This window comes from Marinobacterium sp. NO-S09, assembly GCF_059179545.1.
Genome location: NZ_CP168954.1, coordinates 1931516 through 1953423, shown reverse-complemented (window position 1 = coordinate 1953423; position 21908 = coordinate 1931516). Strand labels below are relative to the sequence as shown.

19 protein-coding genes are annotated in these 21908 nt (G+C 56.0%); 5 read left to right on the top strand and 14 right to left on the bottom strand.

Annotated elements, in window-relative coordinates:
- Positions 1 to 211: 211 nt before the first annotated feature.
- Positions 212 to 1606 carry an MFS transporter gene (locus O3C79_RS09060; RefSeq protein ID WP_494385680.1) on the top strand — a complete coding sequence of 465 codons (1395 nt, stop codon included), beginning with the start codon at positions 212 to 214 and terminating at the stop codon, positions 1604 to 1606.
- 262 nt (positions 1607 to 1868) lie between these two features.
- The gene (locus O3C79_RS09055; RefSeq protein WP_494385679.1) at positions 1869 to 3416 is read left to right on the top strand and encodes a diguanylate cyclase; all 1548 of its coding nucleotides are present in this window, start codon (positions 1869 to 1871) and stop codon (positions 3414 to 3416) included.
- A gap of 133 nt (positions 3417 to 3549) precedes the next feature.
- Here the strand turns inward: O3C79_RS09055 and O3C79_RS09050 are convergent, their stop codons facing one another.
- From O3C79_RS09050 to O3C79_RS09040, 3 genes are all read right to left on the bottom strand, one after another.
- Entirely contained in the window at positions 3550 to 4965 is a 1416-nt protein-coding gene (locus tag O3C79_RS09050; protein WP_494385678.1) for an aldehyde dehydrogenase family protein, read from the bottom strand.
- Positions 4966 to 5037: 72 nt separating this feature from the next.
- The gene (locus O3C79_RS09045; RefSeq protein ID WP_494385677.1) at positions 5038 to 6366 is read right to left on the bottom strand and encodes an alginate export family protein; all 1329 of its coding nucleotides are present in this window, start codon (positions 6364 to 6366) and stop codon (positions 5038 to 5040) included.
- Between the two features lie 153 nt (positions 6367 to 6519).
- A complete protein-coding gene (locus tag O3C79_RS09040; protein WP_494385676.1) occupies positions 6520 to 8436 on the bottom strand; it encodes a sigma-54-dependent Fis family transcriptional regulator in 1917 nt (638 codons plus the stop codon).
- 207 nt (positions 8437 to 8643) lie between these two features.
- Between O3C79_RS09040 and O3C79_RS09035 the strand changes: the two genes are divergently transcribed.
- A complete protein-coding gene (locus tag O3C79_RS09035; RefSeq protein ID WP_494385675.1) occupies positions 8644 to 9165 on the top strand; it encodes a Slp family lipoprotein in 522 nt (173 codons plus the stop codon).
- 110 nt (positions 9166 to 9275) lie between these two features.
- Here O3C79_RS09035 and peaD read toward each other — a convergent pair whose 3' ends face one another.
- From peaD to peaA, 4 genes are all read right to left on the bottom strand, one after another.
- Entirely contained in the window at positions 9276 to 10400 is a 1125-nt protein-coding gene (gene peaD / locus O3C79_RS09030) for a quinohemoprotein amine dehydrogenase subunit beta (RefSeq protein ID WP_494385674.1), read from the bottom strand.
- A gap of 18 nt (positions 10401 to 10418) precedes the next feature.
- Positions 10419 to 10745, bottom strand: coding sequence for a quinohemoprotein amine dehydrogenase subunit gamma (gene qhpC, locus O3C79_RS09025; protein WP_010323735.1), 327 nt, complete (start codon positions 10743 to 10745; stop codon positions 10419 to 10421).
- A 1-nt stretch (position 10746) separates the two neighbouring features.
- Positions 10747 to 12177 carry a quinohemoprotein amine dehydrogenase maturation protein gene (gene peaB, locus O3C79_RS09020; RefSeq protein ID WP_494385673.1) on the bottom strand — a complete coding sequence of 477 codons (1431 nt, stop codon included), beginning with the start codon at positions 12175 to 12177 and terminating at the stop codon, positions 10747 to 10749.
- A 70-nt stretch (positions 12178 to 12247) separates the two neighbouring features.
- Positions 12248 to 13843, bottom strand: a complete 1596-nt coding sequence (peaA, locus tag O3C79_RS09015) for a quinohemoprotein amine dehydrogenase subunit alpha (RefSeq protein WP_494385672.1) — start codon at positions 13841 to 13843, stop codon at positions 12248 to 12250.
- 451 nt (positions 13844 to 14294) lie between these two features.
- On the opposite strand from peaA, the gene O3C79_RS09010 reads away from it, so the two are divergent.
- Positions 14295 to 15785 (top strand): aldehyde dehydrogenase family protein, encoded by a 1491-nt coding sequence (locus tag O3C79_RS09010; RefSeq protein ID WP_494385671.1) that lies wholly within the window; start codon positions 14295 to 14297, stop codon positions 15783 to 15785.
- 33 nt (positions 15786 to 15818) lie between these two features.
- On the opposite strand, the gene O3C79_RS09005 is transcribed toward O3C79_RS09010, so the two are convergent.
- The 5 genes from O3C79_RS09005 to O3C79_RS08985 form a co-directional block, all read right to left on the bottom strand.
- A complete protein-coding gene (locus O3C79_RS09005) occupies positions 15819 to 16541 on the bottom strand; it encodes a GNAT family N-acetyltransferase (RefSeq protein WP_494385670.1) in 723 nt (240 codons plus the stop codon).
- The gene (locus O3C79_RS09000) at positions 16541 to 16990 is read right to left on the bottom strand and encodes a DMT family transporter (RefSeq protein WP_494385669.1); all 450 of its coding nucleotides are present in this window, start codon (positions 16988 to 16990) and stop codon (positions 16541 to 16543) included. Before O3C79_RS09000 ends, O3C79_RS09005 begins: the two co-directional genes overlap by 1 nt.
- Positions 16987 to 17616: an NAD(P)H-dependent oxidoreductase gene (locus O3C79_RS08995; RefSeq protein ID WP_494385668.1), complete on the bottom strand. Its 630-nt coding sequence runs from the start codon at positions 17614 to 17616 to the stop codon at positions 16987 to 16989. The genes O3C79_RS09000 and O3C79_RS08995 overlap by 4 nt, the downstream gene beginning before the upstream one ends.
- A gap of 98 nt (positions 17617 to 17714) precedes the next feature.
- Positions 17715 to 18302, bottom strand: coding sequence for a Crp/Fnr family transcriptional regulator (locus tag O3C79_RS08990; RefSeq protein ID WP_494385667.1), 588 nt, complete (start codon positions 18300 to 18302; stop codon positions 17715 to 17717).
- Positions 18303 to 18335: 33 nt separating this feature from the next.
- Positions 18336 to 18548 (bottom strand): hypothetical protein, encoded by a 213-nt coding sequence (locus O3C79_RS08985; protein WP_417534939.1) that lies wholly within the window; start codon positions 18546 to 18548, stop codon positions 18336 to 18338.
- 125 nt (positions 18549 to 18673) lie between these two features.
- On the opposite strand from O3C79_RS08985, the gene O3C79_RS08980 reads away from it, so the two are divergent.
- The gene (locus O3C79_RS08980) at positions 18674 to 19222 is read left to right on the top strand and encodes a TetR/AcrR family transcriptional regulator (RefSeq protein WP_494385666.1); all 549 of its coding nucleotides are present in this window, start codon (positions 18674 to 18676) and stop codon (positions 19220 to 19222) included.
- Here O3C79_RS08980 and O3C79_RS08975 read toward each other — a convergent pair.
- Both O3C79_RS08975 and O3C79_RS08970 read right to left on the bottom strand, forming a co-directional pair.
- Complete coding sequence (locus O3C79_RS08975) at positions 19207 to 20862, bottom strand: diguanylate cyclase domain-containing protein (RefSeq protein WP_494385665.1); 1656 nt, start codon at positions 20860 to 20862, stop codon at positions 19207 to 19209. The genes O3C79_RS08980 and O3C79_RS08975 overlap by 16 nt on opposite strands.
- A gap of 15 nt (positions 20863 to 20877) precedes the next feature.
- Positions 20878 to 21891: an amino acid ABC transporter substrate-binding protein gene (locus tag O3C79_RS08970; RefSeq protein WP_494385664.1), complete on the bottom strand. Its 1014-nt coding sequence runs from the start codon at positions 21889 to 21891 to the stop codon at positions 20878 to 20880.
- Positions 21892 to 21908 lie beyond the last annotated feature (17 nt).

The window sequence follows — 21908 nt, the reverse complement described above, 5'->3', positions numbered from 1 at the left end:
TGTTTTTGTACTCTTATTCGAAGCTCAGGTTGTTGTTCAACGGTTGCAATAATGGCGTAAAGACCTGTGGCAGAATGTTCAATTTACGACGTTATCAGGCACATTCACGACTTCATTTTTCGAGCAATTCGTTTCATTCCGGGAACCCTCCCCTGTCCTTTCTGCCCAGTCTCGCTAGAATGTAATTCTCATTCTCTTTTATCGAGCCCTCATGACTGCAGCAGCTGAAAACCCCTATGCTTCTCCCTCAGTACGCTGGCTCACCCTGTTGAGTATCTGCGTCGCCACCTTCCTCATGCCCATGAGCATGTCAGCCGTGAACGTTGCCCTGCCGGCCATTGCCGAAGACCTGAACGCGGATGCCGTGCTGGTGAGCTGGATTCCGACCATGAACCTGCTGGGCGCAATTGCCTTGCAGCTTCCGGCAGGTCGAATCGCTGATATGATCGGGCGCAAGAAGGTGTTTCTGTCCGGCCTGCTGCTATTCACGCTCAGTTCGCTGGCGATTGCCATGGTGGAGCATATTGGCTGGCTGCTGTTGATGCGTTTACTACAAGGCATCGCCGGCGCCATGATTTTTGGTACCGGCATGGCAATCGTATCCCAGGTGTTTGCCGAACATGGACGAGGCATGGCACTGGGGCTGACCTCTACTTCGGTGTACCTGGGCCTGACCTGTGGCCCGCCCATTGGTGGCTGGCTCACGGAGTGGTGGGACTGGCACGCGGTGTTTCTGGCGCCGCTGCCGCTGGCTATCGTCTGTGCCCTGCTGGTATGGATCAACGTTCGCGAAACCGAGCGTCAGAAGGATGAGCGGCTGGACTGGATTGGCAGCCTGCTGTTTATCGCTGCCTCCAGTCTCTTTTTTGTTGGCCTCTCGGAGCTGCCGGACTGGAAAGGCGGGCTGCTGGGCGTCATAGGGCTGGTGTTGCTGGGCCTGTTCATCTACCAACAGGAGCACTCACCCTACCCGCTGATCCGACTGCGCCGCATGGTTAAGAACCTGGTGTTCTTCCGCTCCATTCAAGCCAGTTTCCTGATGTATGCCGCCAACTATCCGCTGCAGTTTCTGCTCAGCCTTTACCTGCAATATATCCGTGAACTGTCTCCAGCCGAGGCGGGGCAGCTGATGCTGCTGCAGGCGATGATGATGGCACTGCTGGCTCCGGTGGCAGGCCGACTGTCCGACAAGATGGAACCGCGCATACCGGCAACTTTGGGTTGCATCCTGTTCGGTGCCGGCTTCATGATTCTGGCGCTGCTGGATCAGGACAGTGGCCTTGGCCAAGTGATGTTGGCACTGCTGGTCATGGGTACCGGCTTCGGGCTGTTCTCTTCGCCCAACAATAATGGCGCCTTGAGTGTGGTGCCGACCGAGCGCCTGAGCATCGCTTCTTCCCTGCTCAACATCTCGCGCACGCTTGGCAACATGCTGGGCATGGCGGTAGTGGTGTTCCTGTTCAACATGTTTATCGGCAAGGCACAGTTGACCGCCGACCAGTTTCCGGCCTTGATGAACCTGCTGGAGCTGGCGTTCTGGATCTGCTGCGGCTACTGCCTGCTGGCCGCCTGGCGCTCCTGGTCGCGGGGCACCGTGCATCAATAATAAGAGCTGAATGATGAACCGCACGCTGCTAAACCACTCGATGTCGACACACTTGCCGAGGGTACAAAATTGACCTGAATCAGTAATAAACTGAAACAGTAGACCTGACGTGTGCCAAACCCTGTCAACATCAGAGACATCAGGGTTAAAACCACATATCAATTGCTACTATTAAATTCAGTACAGCCCCCTAAAGCTCATAACCAAAGGGCCTGTGTGGATGTTAATAAGGTGGAAAACGTACGCTGTCCTGTCGTTTGCGGTGCTCGCGGCCCTGCTGCTGGCTGTACTCCTCGTTGGGACACGGTTATCAACTCTCGTTGAAAATCTTGAACGCCGTGACCTGCTGCTTGATGTCCAACGAGCTGATGAACTTGTAGAGCAAAGGCTCAACATGCTGCAGAGCCTCGCGAAGGACTGGGGCTATTGGGATGATACTTATGAATACACTTCGACAGGTAACCCCGATTATATAAAAACCAATTTTCAACCCATATGGCTTGATGAATACAATATCCACCTACTGGCCATAAAATCAAAACCCAGCGGTAATCTGAACATATTGACCAATAATAAATCAGGCATTTCCGCTGATCAGGTTGAGCAGTTGATTAAAAAAATCCCCGATGATAACCAGGCAGGCCTGGTTATTATTGAGGATGATATTTTTCTAACCAGCGTTGCACAAATAAAGGGCTCAAGTGGCAACTTACCCTCCCGAGGCCATGTGATTTTCATGCAAGCAATCGACGAGGAGTGGCTCCACACTTTAAGTAAAAAATTCGGAGCATCTATCAGTATTAAGCCTCCATTAGTCTCCGATTCGCAGCCGTCTGTTCTACTCAAGTCCGACCAGCAAGCCGTTGTAAACCTGCCCTTAAAGACGTTGAATGCACCTGGCTACTACCTTCTTATGGAAGTGAGTGATACCAGGAAGTTCAAACAGCTTGTCCAAAATGGACTACTTTCGCTCGGGATCAGTATCGTACTGACAGTTCTACTCCTGCTGGCGCTGATAGCAATAGGTATGGAAAAAACCCTATTTATGCCATTGGCCAAAATACGTAACCAGCTATTATCACTGGCAGGACCACAAATTATAAAAAAGATGATGGCTCGAAAAGACTGGCGACAAAAGGACACACTGCAAACACTTGAAATACTAATGCAAGAAACCAAACGCCTCGTAGAAGATCAACGGCGTCTTTTGGAGGAGCAACGTGAAGTTTATAGAACTCAAAGCCTTTCCGACCCATTAACGGGTTTGTTAAACCGTAGAGGGCTCGACCGCTCTTTCAGGGAAAAGGGCATAGACAACACTCAAGTGCTCTGTGCAATTTTTGATATAGACCATTTCAAAGATATTAATGATACCTATGGGCATGATTTTGGCGACCGTGCTTTACAGGCCTTCTCCGAGATCCTGCGCACACATTCACCCGATAATGCCGTCATTGGGCGTACCGGGGGAGAAGAGTTTTGCCTGTTGGCGCCGGTGGATAGCGACCTCCAAAACAGTGTTCTCAAAAACCTTCGCTGTGCCATACAGTCAGAGCTGGGTCCTGAATTGGGGCTGGAGTCAGCGGTTACCGTGTCGATAGGATCAATTATTGCCCATCAGGAAAGCTCGTTTGAATTGGGTGATCTAATGCGACTGGCCGATAGCGCACTTTACGAGGCAAAGGAAACACGCAATACATGGGTCGGTTACTACCAGTTGGCGCCCTTTTCGCTGGCTGCCGGTGAGTTTGAAGCAAGTCAATTAAGCAATGCAGAGCAATTCACGCGCACTCTGAGCAACGGGGAATAACCCTTGGTTTTGTTGGCAGTTTCCTGACTGCAGGGCCTAAAGCACGCAGGCGCCTAAACTAAAAAAGCCGGGGTATAAAACCCCGGCAAGCACTTCGTAGCAACAATCACAGAAGTGAGATGATGAAAAAGCCTTAGCCGCGGCTGATGCTCAACAGCTGTGGCTGGGTGTACTCGAGCAAGCCTTCCTCGCCAAACTCGATACCCACGCCGGACATCTTGCTGCCACCGAAGGGGCAGTGGGGCAAGACTTCAGCGTGGTTGTTGATCCAGGCAGTGCCTGATTCAAGGCGTGTCGCAACTGCACGCGCCTGTTCAATGTCATCGCCCCAGACGGAACCGCCCAAGCCGTTGACGTTATCGTTGGCCATAGCCAGCGCTTCTTCTACCGTGCTGTAAGAGATGATCGGCAGAGCCGGACCAAACTGCTCTTCGTCGACCAGACGCACGCCATTGCTGACGCCCGCAACAATGGTCGGCGGGTAGAAGAAACCGTTACCCGGCTGAACTTCACCGCCACAGAGGACACGACCGCCCTGTGCACGGGCGTCGTCAACCAGCTCGGCAACCAGATCCAGCTGGGCCTTGTTCTGAACCGGACCGAAGGTAACACCCTCTTCCAGACCGGAACCGACTACCTGCTCGGATGCCAGCTCAACCAGCTTGGCGCACATTTCGTCGTACTGATCTTCGTGAACGTACAGACGCTTGAGCGCAGCACAGGTCTGACCCATGTTCAGGAAGGCAGTCTGGAAGATTCCCGGGGCAGCCTTTTCCAGATCGGTACCTGGCAGCACGATAGACGCATCGTTGCCGCCCAGCTCCAGGGTCAGGCGCTTCAGATTGTCGGCGGACTTGCGCATGATGTCCTGACCGGTCGGTGTAGAGCCGGTGAAGACAATCTTGTTGATGTCCTGGTGAGATGTCATGGCACGGCCGATGCCACCTTCACCTGTAACGATATTGATCACGCCAGCCGGCACGACCTGGTTGATCAACTCGACCAGCTTCAGGGTGCTGAACGGCGTCAGGGAAGACGGCTTGGATACTACGGTGTTACCGGTGCGGATCGCCGGCATGATGTGCCATACCGCAATCATCAGCGGCCAGTTCCACGGCGTGATTGAGCCAACAACACCCAGAGGCTTGTGGTGCAGCTCGGCCAGGCGTGTTTCGCTGTCTTCGATGACCTTGACCGGTACTTCCAGGTCGGCGGTGTAACGGGTCCAGCCTGCAGCGGCACCAACTTCCATCTGTGCAAGTGCCAGCGGCTTGCCCTGCTCCAACGTTACCACTCGGGCCAGTTCGTCAGCGTTGGCATCGATCAGGTCCGCGATACGGTGCAGCATCGCCTTGAGCTCGGCATCCGGCGTGTGCTGGAAGGTTTTGAAAGCGGCCTGTGCGGCAGCCACGGCCTCGTCCACCTGCTCCGGCGTAGCGGCCGGACACTGGGCAAAGGCTTCACCGGTAGCCGGGTTGTTCACCGGGAACGGCTCACGTCCGCCCTCAACCGGCTGGCCATTGATAAAGATTGTCGATACCGTCTGCATGAGAAATTCCTTAGGTTGCGAAAAGCACCCGTCCCGACTCGGACAGGGTGCCTTGGGTTACATCAGGTTTGATCAGAACGGAACGATCGCGATGACCTGTCCGTAGACATTTGTGTCGTCGCCACCGATCTGAGTGCCGTTGCTGCTATCTGGAGTATAGAAGCCAACCAGCGGGCTGATGATCAGGTTAGGGGTGACCACCCATTCCGCGTACAGGTCGATTTCCTGACCGTCCATGGCACCGCCAGCGGTGTCGCTGAAGTCAAAGAACAGCGCGCCCAGGCTCAGCATTTCGGTCGGTGAGGCTTTTACGCCCACGTGATGTACATCGGTACCGGAGTTGAACGGGCCGGCATAGTTGGCCGCCACTTCACCCTGGAACCAGGTGCCGTAGCCACGGTTGAAACCGAAGAACAGCGGGTCGAAGCCTTCGTCGAAGGAGGCGTAACGGTAGTTAACACTCGGTGACCAGGGCACGTCAGCGAAGGTCCAGCCGGCTTCCATGTACCAGGCATCGGCATCCGGTGCAGAGTTGTCGCCCTGGTCCTGAGTGACGAACTCACCCGACAGGAACAGGTTTTCAACACCTGCATTGCCCTGGTAGCGCAGGCTCAGGGTCTGCTGACCGTCACGGTTGGTGTAGCCGTAGTCTTCATTGACATCCAGGCCTTCAATGAAGGCAGCACCGAAGGTGCCTTCCGGCGTTACGTATTCGGCGTTGATACCGGCCAGCTCGGTTTCAGCCTGGGCACGGTTGTCAGACTCCAGCCAGAACAGGTCAGCACGCAAGCCTTCAGAACCGCCAACGCGAACAATTGCGGTACGGTCAAATGCCTTACGGGCAGCCAGCCAGTAGGCGCCACCACGGTTCATGTTGGTGCCGGCCAGTTTATCGATGGCATCACCGAAGTTAAGTGCGTCGCCGTTGATCAGGAAACCGTCGCCAATGGAAAAGTTCTGACGACCGAAAGAGATGTCCAGACCATCCTGACCCAGCGCCGGGATCAGGCTGCCTGAACGCCAGCCCAGGTAGGCGTCTTCCAGGTCGGTTTCAGATTCGTCACCGGAGGTGAAACCACCGGCATCACCGTCGCCCCAGGTGGCGGAGCTGACCAGGTTCAGGCCACCGTAAACGCTGGCACCGGACTGGTAGGCGTGGCTGCCGGACAGGCCGTACTTGATGTAGCCTTCGCGCCAGTCGGAACCACCGGCTTCGCTTTTGGCACCCAGGTTGTAGTTTTCTTCACTAGTGAAGACACCGAATACTGCTTCGATATCCAGGTTAAGCTCGGAACCGTTATCGCTGTAAAGGTTGTAGGCGGAAGCCGGTGCTGACAAAGCGGCAGCAACCGCTGCCGTCAGCAAATAGCCGGAAGTACGACGAAAGATCTGGTTTTTCATTGGCGTCATTCCTCGGGTGCCGGACCGGCATCATCCATGCCGATCAGGTCAAATGTATATTATTGTAGACGCACTAAGACTAGAGGCTGCCTGTAAACCAGATACGTGTTTGTTGTGAGAACTTGTGGTGTTTTGTAACAGCTTGTAACACCATCACATCCCCAATGCTTTGAGCCTCCGGTAAAGTGTGGCGCGACTAATGCCCAAAGCTGTGGCTGCAGCCGTGACATTACCTTCATGCTGCTCCAGAGCACGCCGGATCATCACCTCTTCACTGGCCTGAAGGGTGCCGGCTGTCGAAGCCGGCTCCTGCTCCAGTTCATCGAGAAAATCATCACACAGGTGGCTTTCATCCAGTACTCGCTCGTCCGGTTCCATGAAGGCTAGTGCCACTTTCAATACCATCTCAAGCTGACGAACATTCCCGGGCCAACGATAGGCTTCCAAACGTATTAACAATTCGGCTTCAATTTCAATGTCGGGACGCCCCAACTGCTGTAGTAGACGCGTGCATAGCGCGTTAAAGCTGTTGCGTTCGCGCAGGGCCGGCAGTTTGACGCACACTCCCTTGAGCCGGTAGTAAAGGTCTTCCCGGAACTCGCCCTCGGCAACCATCTGCTTGAGATCACGATGGGTTGCACCGATCAGGGCAATATCCAGTGCCACCTCTTCGCCGCCCCCCAGAGGCGCCACCTTGCGCTCCTGCAATACGCGCAGCAGGCGTGCTTGCAGTGATAGCGGCATATCACCGATCTCATCCAGGAAGAGCACACCACCGTTGGCCTGCTGGAAACGCCCCTGCATGCCACCCTTGCGTGAACCGGTAAAAGCGCCCTCGCGATAACCAAATAGTTCGGACTCGATAAGCCCTTCCGGAATGGCAGCGCAGTTAACCGCGACAAATGGCTGGCCGCTCCGGTTACCCGCCTGATGCAACGCCTTGGCGGCTACCTCCTTGCCACTGCCGGTTTCACCGTTCAACAGCACGGGGACATCATTGTCCAGCGCCCTCACCGCCATTTTCATGGCACGGGTCAAACGTGGCTCACCCTCGGCAAAATCCAGTACGGCCTGGTCCCGTGTCGGCTTGACTCTGGGCTCGATATCACGGCTGACCGGCGTCAACGCAGCCAGCCGGTCCGGGAACTGAAGAAGCTCACAGAAGAGTTCGCCCGCACGTGTCTGAACCGCTGCGATCCGTTGTCGCATGCAGTTATTCATCAACACGCCCATTTTCTCACCCACCAGCTCTTCCAGCTGGCGTCCGACCAGTTGATCTCGCCCCCGCCCCAGCAACTGGCAACCCTGTTCGTTTATTGCCAGCAGAGCTCCGCCTTCATCCAACGCCACCAGGCCTTGCCAGGCGGAACGCAGATACTGGTGTCGGGTATGAAATGCCAGCACAATGCGATGCTGATACTGGCTGGTAAACAGGCGGGATTCGATATTGCGTGCCGCCAGCTGGATAACGCCCAGACTGTCCTTGGGCTGATCATTGCGGCCCACTCGCGTCAGGTCGAGTACACCGGTTACCTGACCATCGGCGTCTATAATCGGGGCAGATGTGCAGGAAAAATGCGCTACCGTATCGAGAAAATGTTCTTCTTCATTGATCAATACAGGCCGACGCTCAATCAGAGCAGTGCCGACAGCATTGGTGCCGCGGTTGGCTTCACTCCAGGACACCCCCTGACGCAACGCCAGCTGGCGTGACGGAGTAACAATCTGGTCACTGCCTTCCAACGCCAGAATACGGGCGTCCGCATTGGCCAGTATGATCAGCCCCTGGTCACCAAACTGGTGCGTCAGCTGTTCAATTTCGGGCAGAGCCGTATGCAACAACTGCTGGTGTTGTTCCTTGAAAGCCAGCAGATCACTGACTTCGTCAATCTGCTCGGGGTCAGTGGTGGCGTTATCGAGCCCTGCTTCCAGACTACGACGCCAGGAGGCTTCAATTTCGTCACGCAGGAAGCCGCGCGGGACCTGTCCATCGGTATGCAAGCGTTCACGGGCAACACGTGCGGAAAGCACAGGATCGCTGATCAGATCCTGGCGTAAACGAGGAGCCATACATCCGGCCTCTTTATTGTTATTGTCCGGGTTGACATGAATCATAGGTGCTCTCCCTTATATACGACAATGCCCGCTCAGGTGCAAATAGAGGGAGAAGAGCAAAATTTGCGCCAGTAGCTGTCGACACCGGAAGAAAGCCATGCTGAACCCACTGCAGCCACTGGAGTCGAACAACATTATGAACCTGATCAGCGAGGACACGTCATGCGTATTGCCGGCCTGATAGCCACTTCTCTCATTCTGGGCGGCTGTGCATCCCTGCCCGATGACCTGGCCTCATCTGAAGGCCTGAGCTTATTGCCATTCGCCGATGCCAAAACGGTAGCAGCATCACAGCAAAAGGCGCGCTGGGGTGGTGAAATTGTCGCAGTGCGTAACCTGGCTAACGGCAGTCAGGTGGAAGTGGTACAGTTTGTCCTCAGCAGCAACGGCTACCCGGTTAAAAGTGACAGCAGCGGCGGGCGTTTTCGGATCGAGACCTCGGCTTTTATAGATCCGGTGATTTACAAGTCAGGCCGCAAAGTCACCGCGCTGGGGCAATTTGACCGTATCGAATCAGGCAAAATCGATGAACAGCCCTATGACTTTCCTGTTCTGAAAACGGAATCGGTGCACCTTTGGCCGGAAGCAAAAGAACCCCCTGCTGCCTGTGATTGCGACCCATTCTGGGGTAATAGCCTGATGCATCGTCCGATTATTGTGGTGCCCGCCAAGCAGCCGAGATAAGTCGTCTTTTTAATGAGGTTGCAGTAAAAAAGAGCCCGGACACGAGGGTCCGGGCAAGCCTGTCGGTTCAGGAGTGCAGACAGGGAGGGATCGTATAAGTAATGACTGGGTTAGCGCATGAAAACCTGAGACGTTGATATCGCCATGTCACCACCGGGCAACTGGATATTGCCCAGTTTTTCCATGCTGTCGGCATCGTAGATGGCCACATCGTTGAAAGTACCACCCAGGTAAACCTTGGTGCCGTCATGGTTCATGGCAATACAGTAGTAGGAGTGGTCCAGTTCGGCAGCGCCCACCAGCTCCTTCTTCTCAATGTCATACTTGGCCAGACGGTTCAGTACCCCGTACACGAGGTTCGGGTCCTTGGGTGAACGCATACCTGAGAAGTAAATCTCGGTGATCGGGCCGAAATCGGTGGTTTCGGTTTCACCGGTTTCCAGGTTCACGTTCATGAAGCCGTAGATCCAGTCCGCCGTATTCAGGTCGTAGCTTTCATCCTGGAATTTGGCGGTGGTGTACAGAATGGTGAAGTCCTTGGTTGGCGACTGGATCGGCCAGGCATTCAACACATCGGGCGGCGCATACAGCGGGCGGTCCCAGTTGCGGCTGGGAATCGCCACATCCACCTCACCGGTGTTCACATCCACCTTGTAGATATCGGCACCGGCCATGTAAAGGGTGCCGTCATCACCGGTTTGCATCACCGTCACCTGGCGTGGCGACGGAAAGGTCCGTACCGGTTTGGCATCCAGCCCCGCGCTGGTGTCATAGACCGCCAAGCGTGCCGGCTGCACACGGTAGTGGTCGCGGTACAGCATGGTCGGGTTCTGCACCGCATAGATCTCTTCACCATCGGCACTGATGGCAAAGGAGAAGATCGACTTGGTACGTTCATTCTTCTGCAGTGACATGGAGGCATGGAAGGTCACTTCACAGTTATCCAGATTAACGCCGTAGATATCCTCATAGTGGTTGTTGAGGATATAGGCGGTTTTGCCATCCGGTGCCATCTGCGTCACGCCCGGCCCAAAGGCATCCGGCAATTCGCAGCTTTTGTAGAGCCTATCCGTTTGCAGATCGATCACGTGCATGCTGTTGGGGTAGTTAGCCACCAGCATGTACTCCTGCCCTTCTTTAAGTGCCGGCCCCTGAGCCAACGCACCAGTCGAGATTGCCGAACCCAGCACCAGCGCGGCCGTCGGCATCAATGCGGTCAATCGTTTCTTATCCATTATCAGATCACCTTCGGCTTAGTTCTTGTCTTTAGGGAACACGGTACCCAGGTTGCGCCAGTCGTCTTTCGAGTTCATCGCATCCTTGTTCCAGTCCGGGTAGGTGTTCATCATGTCCGGCACCTGTGCCGGCCACCAGCAAGGGTCTGCACAGCCGTAAAGATCAGCTTCCATCGGCTGGCACAGGGAGGTCACGCCGCCAAAGGCATCAATTTCCCAGCCCGGGTCGGTGGTGGCTGTACAGCCGGCCAGTGAACTCATGGCGACGACCTCTTCCACACTGTCGTCGGCCACAGCCTGGCTCAGCAGCTGAGCCTTGTTGTTGATCGCTTTGAGATGTTTCATGTCAGTGCGCCCTCCGAGGCGAGATGTACTGGTCGATGAAGGCGGGATTGACCGCCATGATGCGGCTGTAGACTTCGATACCGAAGTCGACCCAGTCACGCATCAGGTCGCAATAGTGGTAGGTCGGATGGGTCGGGTCCCCGTAGCGGGCATAGCTCTCGTGGTAGCAGCCGCCGGAACAGAGGTTGCGGATACGGCAACTGGCGCAGCCGGTATCGGTTCTATCCAGGCGTTTGGACAGGAAGTCGCCCAGCTCCACCTGTTGTACCCCGCTCTTCACATTGCCGAAGGTCGGCATATCCGAGCCGGTGAAACGGTGGCAAAGGTTGAGCTCTCCCTCATGATCCACCGCCAGCATTTTCAGGCCGGCACCACAGGGCAGCGCCTTCTTGTGGCCTTCATGCAGGTCGGTAATCAGCTGATGCATATTGGAAAAGCCGATATTTCGATGCTCCAGTGCCGCCTCCAGGTAGCGCTGCCCCAACCGTTTCATCCCGGCGAACACCTCAACCAGCTCCTCGGAAGTGAGGTTGTAGCTGGAAATATCACCGGAGGTGACCGGCGCAAAGCCGACTTCCGAGAACCCCATCTCGTTGAACAGGTGATCCCAGATCTGCTCCACCTCGGTGGTGCCCCGGGTCAGGGTGACACGTGCTCCTACCGGACGTGAGTCATACCGTTCCAGCAGGCGTTGCGCCTTGCGACGGACTACGTCATAAGTGCCCTGGCCACCAACGGTAATGCGGTTCTTGTCATGGATCGCCTTGGGACCATCCATGCTGACCGACAGGCCAAAGCGGTGCGCGTTGAGCCAGTCGATGATTTCATCCGTCAGCAGGGTGGCATTGGTGGTCATCACATACTCGACCTGCTTGCCGAGGCTGGCGAAGCGCTTGTCGCAGTAGTCCACCATCGCTTCGATCAGCGGGCGGTTACTGAGTGGCTCGCCACCGAAGAACACCACTGTGTAACGGTCTTCATCGGGTGACTCCCGCAACAGCATCTCAACCGAATCCACAGCTGTCTGCAGTTCCATCTTGCGTCCTGCCGATGGAATATCCAGGTCTTCCTTGTAGCAGTAGGTACAGCTGAGATTGCAGCCGGTATTAACGTTCAATACCACCGTTGTCAGCGGAAACTGATCCACTCTTCGCGTACCGATGTCGTCGGTCAGCGGCCGACCATCATTAACCAGTTCCAGCGCCAGCAGTTCACGAACCGTTTCCGTGATCTCCTGTTCCGAGAAACGGTTGCTCAAGCCGGTTATCAGTGATTCGGCCGTTTCTGCGCCACTGCGCAGGCGGTCCAGTACACCTGAGGTCAGGTTATCCAGCGCAAACAATGAGCTGGATGGAATATGGAACAGCATTCGGGTGTCCCCGACCTGCACCTCGTGCAGGTTATGTTCCACCAGATTGAGTACAGCACCCATATCCGGTCTCCCCTTTCAGAATTCATGTCGAGTACCCTCGGGGTACCCCTGAGTTTTCAGTACCCGTTCATCACGGAATCGGGGGATTGTTCCAGCGCTGTACCGTCACGATCATCTGACCTTCAGCGTTATGGGTCTCGCCGCCATCCTGCACCTGCGCCTGTACCTTCAGGTTACCGGCGTTGTTGGTCATCATGCGGCGCTCGGGGTTGGGGCCTGCGGCAGCCGGCGTAAAGACCCCCGTACTACTGTTCATACGACCGGTGAAGTGCACATCCCGATCGGCTTCCGCCACCGCATCAAAGGGTGCGACCGACCAGGTCGCGGGCATCATGCCAATACGATAGTCATCAGCGGTACCGGCCTTGCCATCGGCACCAGCAGCCCAGGCTTCGGCTTCAAAGCGGGCTTCGACGCGCGGTGTGGAGCTGCCATTGCCACCAATACGCGCAACCGCAAACTCTGGTACCACTTTCACATTAGCAACACGGTCGTAGATGGCGAAACGACCACCGTCTGCAGCCCCCACACTGGCAGTGACTACACCGCTGGCATCCTCGGCAGCGCGGGCACGCACGCGAATGAGGTCAGGGCTTTCGCTGATCACTTCGATTACATCCACACCGGCACCCAGTACCGGCATGCCACTGAGCCCCGTTCCGACAATGCTGATCTCGGCTTCGGTTCCGGCTTTAATATATGCCGGCTGCAGCGCCAGAATGCGGCTTGCACCCTTGGCATCTCGAGCGGCGACCACATCGGCACCCACTTCATCCTTGTCGCGCAGGAACATGCGGCCACTGAGCTGGCCATCCTTGAGCGCGAACACCTGACGCATCACCTGACCATCGATCTCGATATTGGCGCGCCACTCGTAGCCGGTATAGACGACCGCCTGACCCTCACCCTTGAGTGCACTACCATCGTCGTATTCACCGGTTAATGTCAGACGGTACTGGTCATCACCCTGAGCAGGCGTTACCTGCATGCGCGCATGGAAAGCGCCCTTCCCGGGCATATGGCCAGCCAGCGTCCACTCGCCATCGACCGGCGCTTCTGCCTGCTGCTGCCATTCATTCCAGGCCTTTGATTCCATCGGCAGCATCTCGGCCAGCTCGGGCACCATTTCATTCAGTGCCAGATCCAGCCAGTCGCGGTCACGGGCCAGCGCCTGGAATTCGGTGGTGGGCCATTGGCCAAGGTGGAAATGAACCAGGTGCTCCCATTCGGACGCCGGGCGGCGCTGCAACATCACGCGCGCACCGGAGTGACAACGTGCACACATTTCAGTGAAGGCCTGGGAATCAAAGGCTTCGGAGGTATTCAACCGACGCTCAAGTGCATAACGTACGCCTTCGGTTTCCGACGGTGCCAGCCCCTGACGGTCCGACAGGTATTTCACCAGCGTGCGCCGGTCTTCATCGCTGATCTGCAGACCATGCATCACCTGCATGCGCGCGATGGTCATCAGCCAGCCTTCCGGTGACTTGCGTTGATGACTGATACGGCTCCACTGGTTCTCGCCTTCCTGTGTATGGCACGCCAGGCAGTTGTTCTGAATGATCTGTTCGGCTTCAGGTGCGGCCTGGGCCGTCTGGGTCGCCAGTGCGACGGCCAGCGCCAGTACGCCGCCTCCCAGAGGTTTTAGTGTTTTTGTTGTGTTCAAGGTCCGACCTCCTTCAGTGGTCATTGACGGGTATCTCAGAGGAGATTCCCGTTGAGATCCGGGTCATGTTGCGTCACATGAGAAGGAAGCACAGCCTGTGCCAAATTCACCTTATGTTTATAAAACAGTCAGTTGGCGTTCATATTACGACTTTAGACCCCTATTCCACAGAGGCTGGAACCGTTTTATATCGAGACAGCTGTATCAGCCTGAGACACCGCATTGAGACAACACGGCTAGCGGAGCCTGCAGGCCGTTTTAATGAGCGTCTCAGGTTGCAGCATTGCACTGCTCAGGCGTCTCAATCTGCGACGCAGGCGTGTTTTACCTCTATTCGGGAAAAACAAAAATATGTTCTATTTATCAATGAGTTAAAGATTAAAAATCCAAACTGGCACAGGCATTGCCATCCCTGAACAGGAGCTATCACTATAACGACAAGAGGCAAGCCATGAGCGAATTTACCCTGCACCCCGATACTCAAGCCTTTATCAGCCGCACCCACCCGCTTCTGATTGGTGACCAGCGCCCCGAGGGCCGTGACGGTGGCAGCATTGATGTAATCAACCCGGCCACCGGTGAAAAGTTTACCCAAGTTGCCCGTGCTACTGCTGAAGACGTTAACCAGGCTGTTGCCTGTGCACGTCAGACATTTGAAGATTCCGGCTGGAGCCGGATGACACCGGTTGAGCGCGAGCGCCTGCTGTGGCGCTTTGCTGACCTCATTGAAGCCAATGCCCAGTCACTGGCCGAGCTGGAATGTATGGATAACGGCAAGAGCGTTGCTGTCGCCGGTGCCGTGGATATACAGCTGGCGGTAAATTTCCTGCGCTATATGGCCGGCTGGGCTACCAAGATCGAGGGCAGCAGCGTACAGCCCTCTGTGCCTTTCATGCCGGGCGCACAGTTCCACGGCTATACCACCCGTGAACCTGTGGGTGTGGTCGGCGCTATCGTGGCCTGGAACTTCCCACTGCTGCTGGCGTGCTGGAAACTGGGTCCGGCACTGGCCACCGGCTGTACCGTCGTGCTCAAACCCGCCGAAGATACCCCCCTGACCGCCCTGCGCCTGGGCGAGTTGGCACTGGAGGCTGGCTATCCGCCCGGCGTACTCAATGTCGTACCGGGGCTGGGTCAGGATGCCGGTGCCGCCCTTTCATCTCACCCGGACGTGGACAAGCTGACCTTCACCGGCTCGACCGGCGTCGGCAAGATGATCGGCAAGGCTGCCATGGATCATATGACCCGTGTGACTCTGGAACTGGGCGGCAAATCACCAACCATCGTACTGGATGATGCCGACCCGCAGGACGCCGCCGCCGGGGCAGCCAATGCCATCTTTTTCAACCAGGGCCAGGTGTGCTGCGCCGGCTCACGCCTCTATGTGCAACGCAAGCTGTTCGACAACCTGGTGGCCGATATCACGGATATCGCCGGCAAGATCCAGCTTGGCAACGGTCTCGACCCCACGACCGAAATGGGGCCACTGGTATCCGCCGTCCAGCAGCAGCGGGTACAGGGTTTCATCGATAAGGGGGTGTCTGAAGGCGCACGCCTGACTACAGGCGGGGACAGCCAGGGTCCGGGGTTCTTTGTGCAACCGACCGTGGTGGTAGACGTAGACCAGCGCTCGTCACTGGTACAGGAAGAGATTTTCGGCCCGGTGCTGGTCGCCATGCCGTTTGATGACATCGACGAGGCCATCCGGATTGCCAACGACAGCCAGTACGGCCTGGGCGCCAGCATCTGGTCCAACAACCTGTCTGCAGTGCATCGCATGGTGCCGCGCATTAAGTCCGGCAGTGTCTGGGTGAACTGCCATACTGCACTGGACCCGAGCTTGCCCTTCGGTGGCTTCAAACAGTCTGGCCTGGGCCGCGAGATGGGCGCTGCCTGCATCGAGCATTACACCGAGGTGAAATCGGTATTGATGAAGGTATAACAGACGCGATCAGCAGAGCTCGAGCCCTGCCGATCACCCTAAGCCACGGCGGTAACTGCGAACCCTGAACTGCGGCTGGAACCCAAGCTTGCGGTAAAGAGGCTCTCCAGCCGCCGAGGCTTGCAGGCAAACATACTCGGCGCCCGCGGACCGGACTCTCTCCAGCAACAGAGCCATCAGCTCACGGGCAATCCCCTGCCCCTGCAGCTCAGGCGGAACGCCAACCTGATGTACCCCCATAACAGACCCTGTGCGATAGAGAATCGCCGTAGCCAATGGTTCTCCATTCAGGCTGGCCCAGAGGACTTCCACATCCGGCTGCTTACGCAGTTGATCGATCACATCAGCATCCAGCGTGTAGCCAAAGGCTCGCCCGCACAGGTTGGACCATTGCTCGGCCTGCTCGCAACTTTCAACCAGGCTGATGTTCAGGCGCGAATGACCGGGAGACGGCAAATCAATGTCCAGTGGCAACACCATTGCCAGCTGCTCAAGACCGACCTCCAGCCCTTGCCGGCCCAAGGCCTGTTCCATCGCAACGCTCACTTCACCTGCGCGCCAAACGGGAAACAGATAGTTGGCCGGTATGTGCCCAATAATCTCTGACCATTCAGCTGCCTGCTGATCAGGATGTTGCCAACACCGGCGGGGCCAGCTGATGGACTGTTGCAGCCCTTCTGCAACCTGAGTAGCACCCATCAATTGCCAAAGGCCAGTTAAATTCTCAAGATTGGCATGTTCAAGCAGCTTGTCCATCAGGCTTTCTCCCAGTAAATCAGGCTGACACCGGCCACCAGCACCGCAAGGCCTGTCAGGCGTGTCACATTCATAGGTTTCACCGGCTGGTCGAACCAGCCGTAATGACTGGCAATCACGGCCAGCACGATTTGCCCGGTCAGGGCGAAGGACATCATCGGACCGACACCCATTCGAGGGATCAAAAAATAGAACATGCCCACCCCAAAGGCACTGATGATACCCCCACCCCACAGGTACAGTGGCACAGACTGAAAGCGATCCACACTGGGTATTCCTGCGCGCTGAACAGCAACGACCAGCAATGACACCAGGCAGGCCACAGCAAAGGCTATACCGGTACCCAGCATGGTACTGCCCAACTCCACCCCCAGACGGGCATTCATGCCCGCTTGAATGGCAATAGCACCGCCGGCAGACAGCGCCATCCAGGGAAGCAGGCTGCTCATGCCAGCACCTTGGTCATCACCTGCGCCGGCAGGCGCACCTTTGGCAGATCTGCGACGGCATCATCCGCATGACGTTCTCCCAGAGCACAGATGGCAACACTTCTCAGCCCCTGCTCGGCAAGTCCCAGCACCTGGTCATAACCTGCGGCATCAAACCCGGTCATGGGGCAGCTATCAATGCCCAGCAGCGCTGCACTGGTCAAGCTGTTGCCCAGTGCCAGATAGAGCTGCTGATCAGCCCAGCGTGCTTTTTCCTGCTCGGTCATGTCTCGGAAAAAGCCGTTCAGATGCGCCTGAAACCCCTGATACTCCTCGGCAGTGCCTCCCCGTTGCTGAGCCATCAGCCTTATATGCTCAGCCACAAAGGTTTCATCAATTTGTGACACAGCAGCAAACACCAACAGGTGCGAGGCGTTCACAACCTTATCCTGCCCCATGGAATGGGCCAGCAGATCTCGACGCAGTTCAGGGTTACTGATCAGCAACAAACGATAGGGCTGAAGACCAAAAGCCCCCGGGCTCAGGCGTGTAGCTTCCAGCAGGGATTCCAGCTGTTGAGTGTTCAGTGTGGTATTGGAGAATTGCTTGACGGCATAGCGCCAGTTCAGTGCATTCAAGATGGACATAATCGACTCCAGTGTTGGGCTTCACATTGCGGGATATCCGCTGACTGGAGACAGATTACGTATGGCGGCCCCGAGGCTCATTTACATAGGTTGATGGCTCAGGATTTTTTTCGAATTCGGCTTAGCTGAGTGGGCGTCACACCAAGATGAGAAGCAATATGGTACTGCGGCAGACGCGACAACAGCTCGGGATACTCCTGCTGGAATGCCTGGTAGCGTTCCGCTGCGTCCTGCTGAACGAGGCGAACCTCGCGGGTATCCTTGTCCAGCAACCAGTGGGTCTCCAGGTAGTGAATCTGAAACAGTTTGAGATCTTCACTTCGATACAGCAGATCACGAAAAGCCTTAAAGTCGATTTCGATGATGACCGAATCTTCCAGCGCCTGGATCGAATGCAGTGAGGGTTCCTGGCGCAACAAGGCGGTCATTGAGCCGGGAAACCGCCCCTCCTGAAAGAAGTTCTTATTGAATTCATTGCCCTTCTCATCCAGCACAAAGACACGAAACAGCCCCTGACAGACAAACGCGAAGGAACGCGGCACCTCACCAACTCGGCAGATCAGATCCTGCCTGGCAACCTGACGATACTGACATATTGCCATCAACGCCTTCCAGGTCGCATCGGACAATGGATAGTAGCCTGACATCGCCTGGCGTAACTGGATAAATGCCTGTTCCTGATTCATCTCGACCTCATCTGCTGACGCCGAATTATACCCTTAAACACTGTCCCGGCTGAGCCTCTGAGGAGACTTTTCAAACAGGCCCGAATGAATTGCAGGCCAAACCGCACCTCGGGTAATCACCAGCAACAGAAGCAGCCCTCCCGGTATCAGAACCATGGCCAATAGTGGCCGGAGGATGTAGCAGAACACAATCAAAGTCGGCCCCAGAATCAGATAGGCACCCAGACGGTTTAAAGCAGCTTTCATGGTTACACGTCCCTTAAAAATAAGCATGCTCATAAAATAAATTGAGCGCGCTCATTTATCAAGCATAAACGCATTACATTTATGCCCGAGGCTGTTAGCATCCATGGCCACAGGGAGAAAAGAACATGAGTACAAAACGCGAACAGACCCGCACACGCATCCTGCAGGCAGCCTGGCAGTTGTTTCAGGAACAGGGCTACCAGAACAGTAGCACTCGCGCCATTGCGCGTGCGGCAGGCGTGGCCGATGGCACTGTTTTCAGCCACTTCAAGACCAAGCTGGATATGCTGAAAGCCGGCATTCTGGTGCAGATAGACACTGTTGTAGCAGAAGCCGATCGCCTGCTTCGCGCGAATGCTCCTGAACAGAGGCTGATGCACTATGCCAGCCACCTGTATCCATTCTATGCAGAATCCGCCGAATTCAGTCGTGAACTTTTCAAGGAACTGCTGTGGGATCAGCAGGAGTTACGCCCCCAGATTCAGGCATTTATAGACAAGCTGTTTGCAGACAAGCCATCTGAGGACGACAGACTGTATGGGCAGATATTGATGGATCTGTATTTTATGACCCTGCTTGAGGGCCTGGGGGAGAAAGCCTGTGACTCAGACCGGATGCTGGAACAGCTTGGGGCCAAGCTGGACTATATGAGCCGTGCTCAGCCGGCAACCTGAACAGTGTTACGACCGGCTGATTTCGCCGCGTACAAGGCATTGTCAGCCAAACCGATGAGCTTGTCAGGGTGCAGGCCGCCAGTGGGTGATAGGGAAGCAACGCCAAGACTCAGCGTGACTACGCCGGCCTCGGCGCCGGTGTGTTCAATCGCCAGCGCACGCACGGCATCCAGCACTTTCCAGGCCAGTTTTTCAGTATGCTCGGTATCCAGCCCCGGCAACAGCATGATGAATTCTTCACCACCGTAACGGGCAGACAGATCGCTGCTGCGCTGCAAGCATGCTGACATGGCCTGGGCGACGCGGTGCAGACATTCGTCCCCCTGCTGGTGACCATAGGTATCGTTATAGGCCTTGAAGCGATCCACATCGGCCATGATGACTCCAAGCGAATACCCTTCACGGCGGGCACGGTTCCATTCTCGCTCCATCGCCTGCTCAAAGTGGCGTCGATTGGCAATCCCCGTAAGCTCATCCGTGACACTGATCTTGGCCAGTTCGTCATTCATCGCCTGCAGATCCACATTCGCCTTGGCCAAACGCTGCTCAGCCTGCTGCCGAGCCTGCACAAAAAAGGCAAAGGTCGTGCCCATGGTGGCGATTTCGTCTTGCCCCTCGATAGGAATGGACACGCGATGCCCTTCCAGATGTGACTGCATGGCACTGCTGAGCTTGTCGATCCGTGCTGCCACCGTGCGGCGAATATAAAGTACTGCCAATGCGGTTACGCCAAACAACACTATCGCCGCCACCAGAAGACCAAAAAGCGACTGGCGAATCAGTGTCTGGTGTTTGTTAATCGCCTCCTGAGCGGCCAGCTTCAGCTCGACATGGTAGTTGAACGAAGCGCCGGTCAGTTTCTGTGCCAGCACACGGGTCTTGCGGGCCTGTGCCAGCGTTGCCCGCTCGCTGTTCAACTCTTCCTCATGTGCCTGCAGCATCTGCTGCAGCAGAGGCACCAGCTTCTCCCGCTGGATATTCAGTGTGCTGCCTCTAATGTCCAGAGTTCTGAGTTGCGACAATGCCTTCATGGCTCGCTCCTGCAGCTGAGCCACCTGGCCCGGGCGCTCAGCCCCCAGTGCAGCACCGGTATAGCCGACCGCCTGGCTGGCCGCCGAGTAAAAGGCTTTTTCAGGTGTTGGCAACGCCAGCCACTGGCTGCTGCCGGGCCACTCACGCAACAGGATAAACAGCTGGTCCATTCGTTTGAGGTGGTCCAGCTGCAGCGTTTTTTCCTTGTTGAGACGGCTATCCAGCGTATCCAGACTCTGGAAGAAGGGGTTCTGCCAGCGGTCAAGCTCCTGCTCCATATGGCTGTTCGCCATACCACCATGATCCAGCTTCTCGCGGCTGGCCTTGTACAGCTGTCGCAAATTCTCGGTGCGCTGACTGCCAATGCTGAGGGAGCGCTCACCACTGACCATCACTTCAAACACTTCTGCCGCAATGACTTCAGCATTACGAGTCAACTCGGCAGCCTTGAGCGCCTGCTCAAAATGCTCCCCTGCCAGGTGGCGAAACTCCTGATACTGCTGATACATGACGTAGCCGATTATGGACGCCGACAACAGGTAAAGGCCGAACACCAATGAGATGATCAGCGTGAGGCGTGTTCCGATACTGCGCGTGGCAAGAGGCATTATTGACCTTACAGGTTACTGAAACAGGGGCGCATAGAGGATCCCGCCCCTTGACCAGGGCTTATTCAACCCCTGCTCTATCCCCACCGCCGTGTCGGGACCAAAATGACGTTGATAGATTTCAGAATAGTTTCCCACGCTTCGAATCATATTAATGGCCCAGTCCTGCGGTAGCCCGAGGCGCTCCGCCAGATCACCGGAGACACCCAGCAGCTTTTGTACTTCGCCATTGGGGTTGTTTTCGGCCATGGCCAGGACATTATCCCTGGTGATGCCTTTTTCATCGGCCAGAATCAAACCATTAACTACCGCACTGATGGCACGCGCCCAGGCTTCATCTCCCTCGGCAACCATCGGACCGATCGGTTCACGAGTAAAGGCCAATGGCAGGACGCGATATTCGTCAGGGTTCTCGGCACGGTGAGCACGGTTAACCGCCAGATTCATACGGTCCGCCGTGTAGGCATCGCAGTTACCGCGAAAAAAGCTGTCCCCGTTGGAGAAATGTATCTGAGCATCGACACCACGGGCTTTCAGCAGATCTACCAGGTTCTGATGCGTGCTTGTATTCTCCGTGACACAGATCGATTTACCGCTCATGTCATGCACGGAGTCTATGCCGGAGCTTGTCCGCACCAGAAACCCCTGACCGTCAAACAGATAGATCGCCGGAAAACGCACGCCATAATTCAATTCTCGACCAAGGGTGCGCGTGGTGCTGTACATCACCACATCGGCTTCAGATGCTTGCAGAGAGGTAAAGCGAGTGGTCGCATCCACCTCCAGATATTGAACTCGGTCCGGGTCCCCGAAAAGTGCTGCCGCCGTAGCACGGCAGAAGTCGACATAGAACCCTTCCCAGTTACCCTCAACATTAAGCGCACTGCGTCCGGGGTCATCCGGGAACACTCCGCAGCGAATATCCCCATGCAACTTCACTGTGTCCAGCACGGATGCAGCACCGGCCGTACCCATCATAGAGCCGGCCAGACCCAGAGCCATGAAAAGAGAACGCATAACTGATCGCATAATAAAGACTCCGGAAG

Bases quoted from the DNA above. Each gene is read 5' to 3' on its own strand.
- O3C79_RS09040 (WP_494385676.1), bottom strand. From the start codon at position 8,436: ATGGCTCCTCGTTTACGCCAGGATCTGATCAGCGATCCTGTGCTTTCC.
- qhpC (WP_010323735.1), bottom strand. From the start codon at position 10,745: ATGAAACATCTCAAAGCGATCAACAACAAGGCTCAGCTGCTGAGCCAG.
- O3C79_RS09060 (WP_494385680.1), top strand. From the start codon at position 212: ATGACTGCAGCAGCTGAAAACCCCTATGCTTCTCCCTCAGTACGCTGG.
- peaB (WP_494385673.1), bottom strand. From the start codon at position 12,177: ATGGGTGCTGTACTCAATCTGGTGGAACATAACCTGCACGAGGTGCAG.
- O3C79_RS08985 (WP_417534939.1), bottom strand. From the start codon at position 18,548: ATGAAAGCTGCTTTAAACCGTCTGGGTGCCTATCTGATTCTGGGGCCG.
- peaD (WP_494385674.1), bottom strand. From the start codon at position 10,400: ATGGATAAGAAACGATTGACCGCATTGATGCCGACGGCCGCGCTGGTG.
- O3C79_RS08975 (WP_494385665.1), bottom strand. From the start codon at position 20,862: ATGCCTCTTGCCACGCGCAGTATCGGAACACGCCTCACGCTGATCATC.
- O3C79_RS08970 (WP_494385664.1), bottom strand. From the start codon at position 21,891: ATGCGATCAGTTATGCGTTCTCTTTTCATGGCTCTGGGTCTGGCCGGC.
- O3C79_RS09050 (WP_494385678.1), bottom strand. From the start codon at position 4,965: ATGCAGACGGTATCGACAATCTTTATCAATGGCCAGCCGGTTGAGGGC.
- O3C79_RS08980 (WP_494385666.1), top strand. From the start codon at position 18,674: ATGAGTACAAAACGCGAACAGACCCGCACACGCATCCTGCAGGCAGCC.
- O3C79_RS09045 (WP_494385677.1), bottom strand. From the start codon at position 6,366: ATGAAAAACCAGATCTTTCGTCGTACTTCCGGCTATTTGCTGACGGCA.
- O3C79_RS09000 (WP_494385669.1), bottom strand. From the start codon at position 16,990: ATGAGCAGCCTGCTTCCCTGGATGGCGCTGTCTGCCGGCGGTGCTATT.
- O3C79_RS08995 (WP_494385668.1), bottom strand. From the start codon at position 17,616: ATGTCCATCTTGAATGCACTGAACTGGCGCTATGCCGTCAAGCAATTC.
- O3C79_RS09005 (WP_494385670.1), bottom strand. From the start codon at position 16,541: ATGGACAAGCTGCTTGAACATGCCAATCTTGAGAATTTAACTGGCCTT.
- O3C79_RS09035 (WP_494385675.1), top strand. From the start codon at position 8,644: ATGCGTATTGCCGGCCTGATAGCCACTTCTCTCATTCTGGGCGGCTGT.
- O3C79_RS09010 (WP_494385671.1), top strand. From the start codon at position 14,295: ATGAGCGAATTTACCCTGCACCCCGATACTCAAGCCTTTATCAGCCGC.
- O3C79_RS08990 (WP_494385667.1), bottom strand. From the start codon at position 18,302: ATGAATCAGGAACAGGCATTTATCCAGTTACGCCAGGCGATGTCAGGC.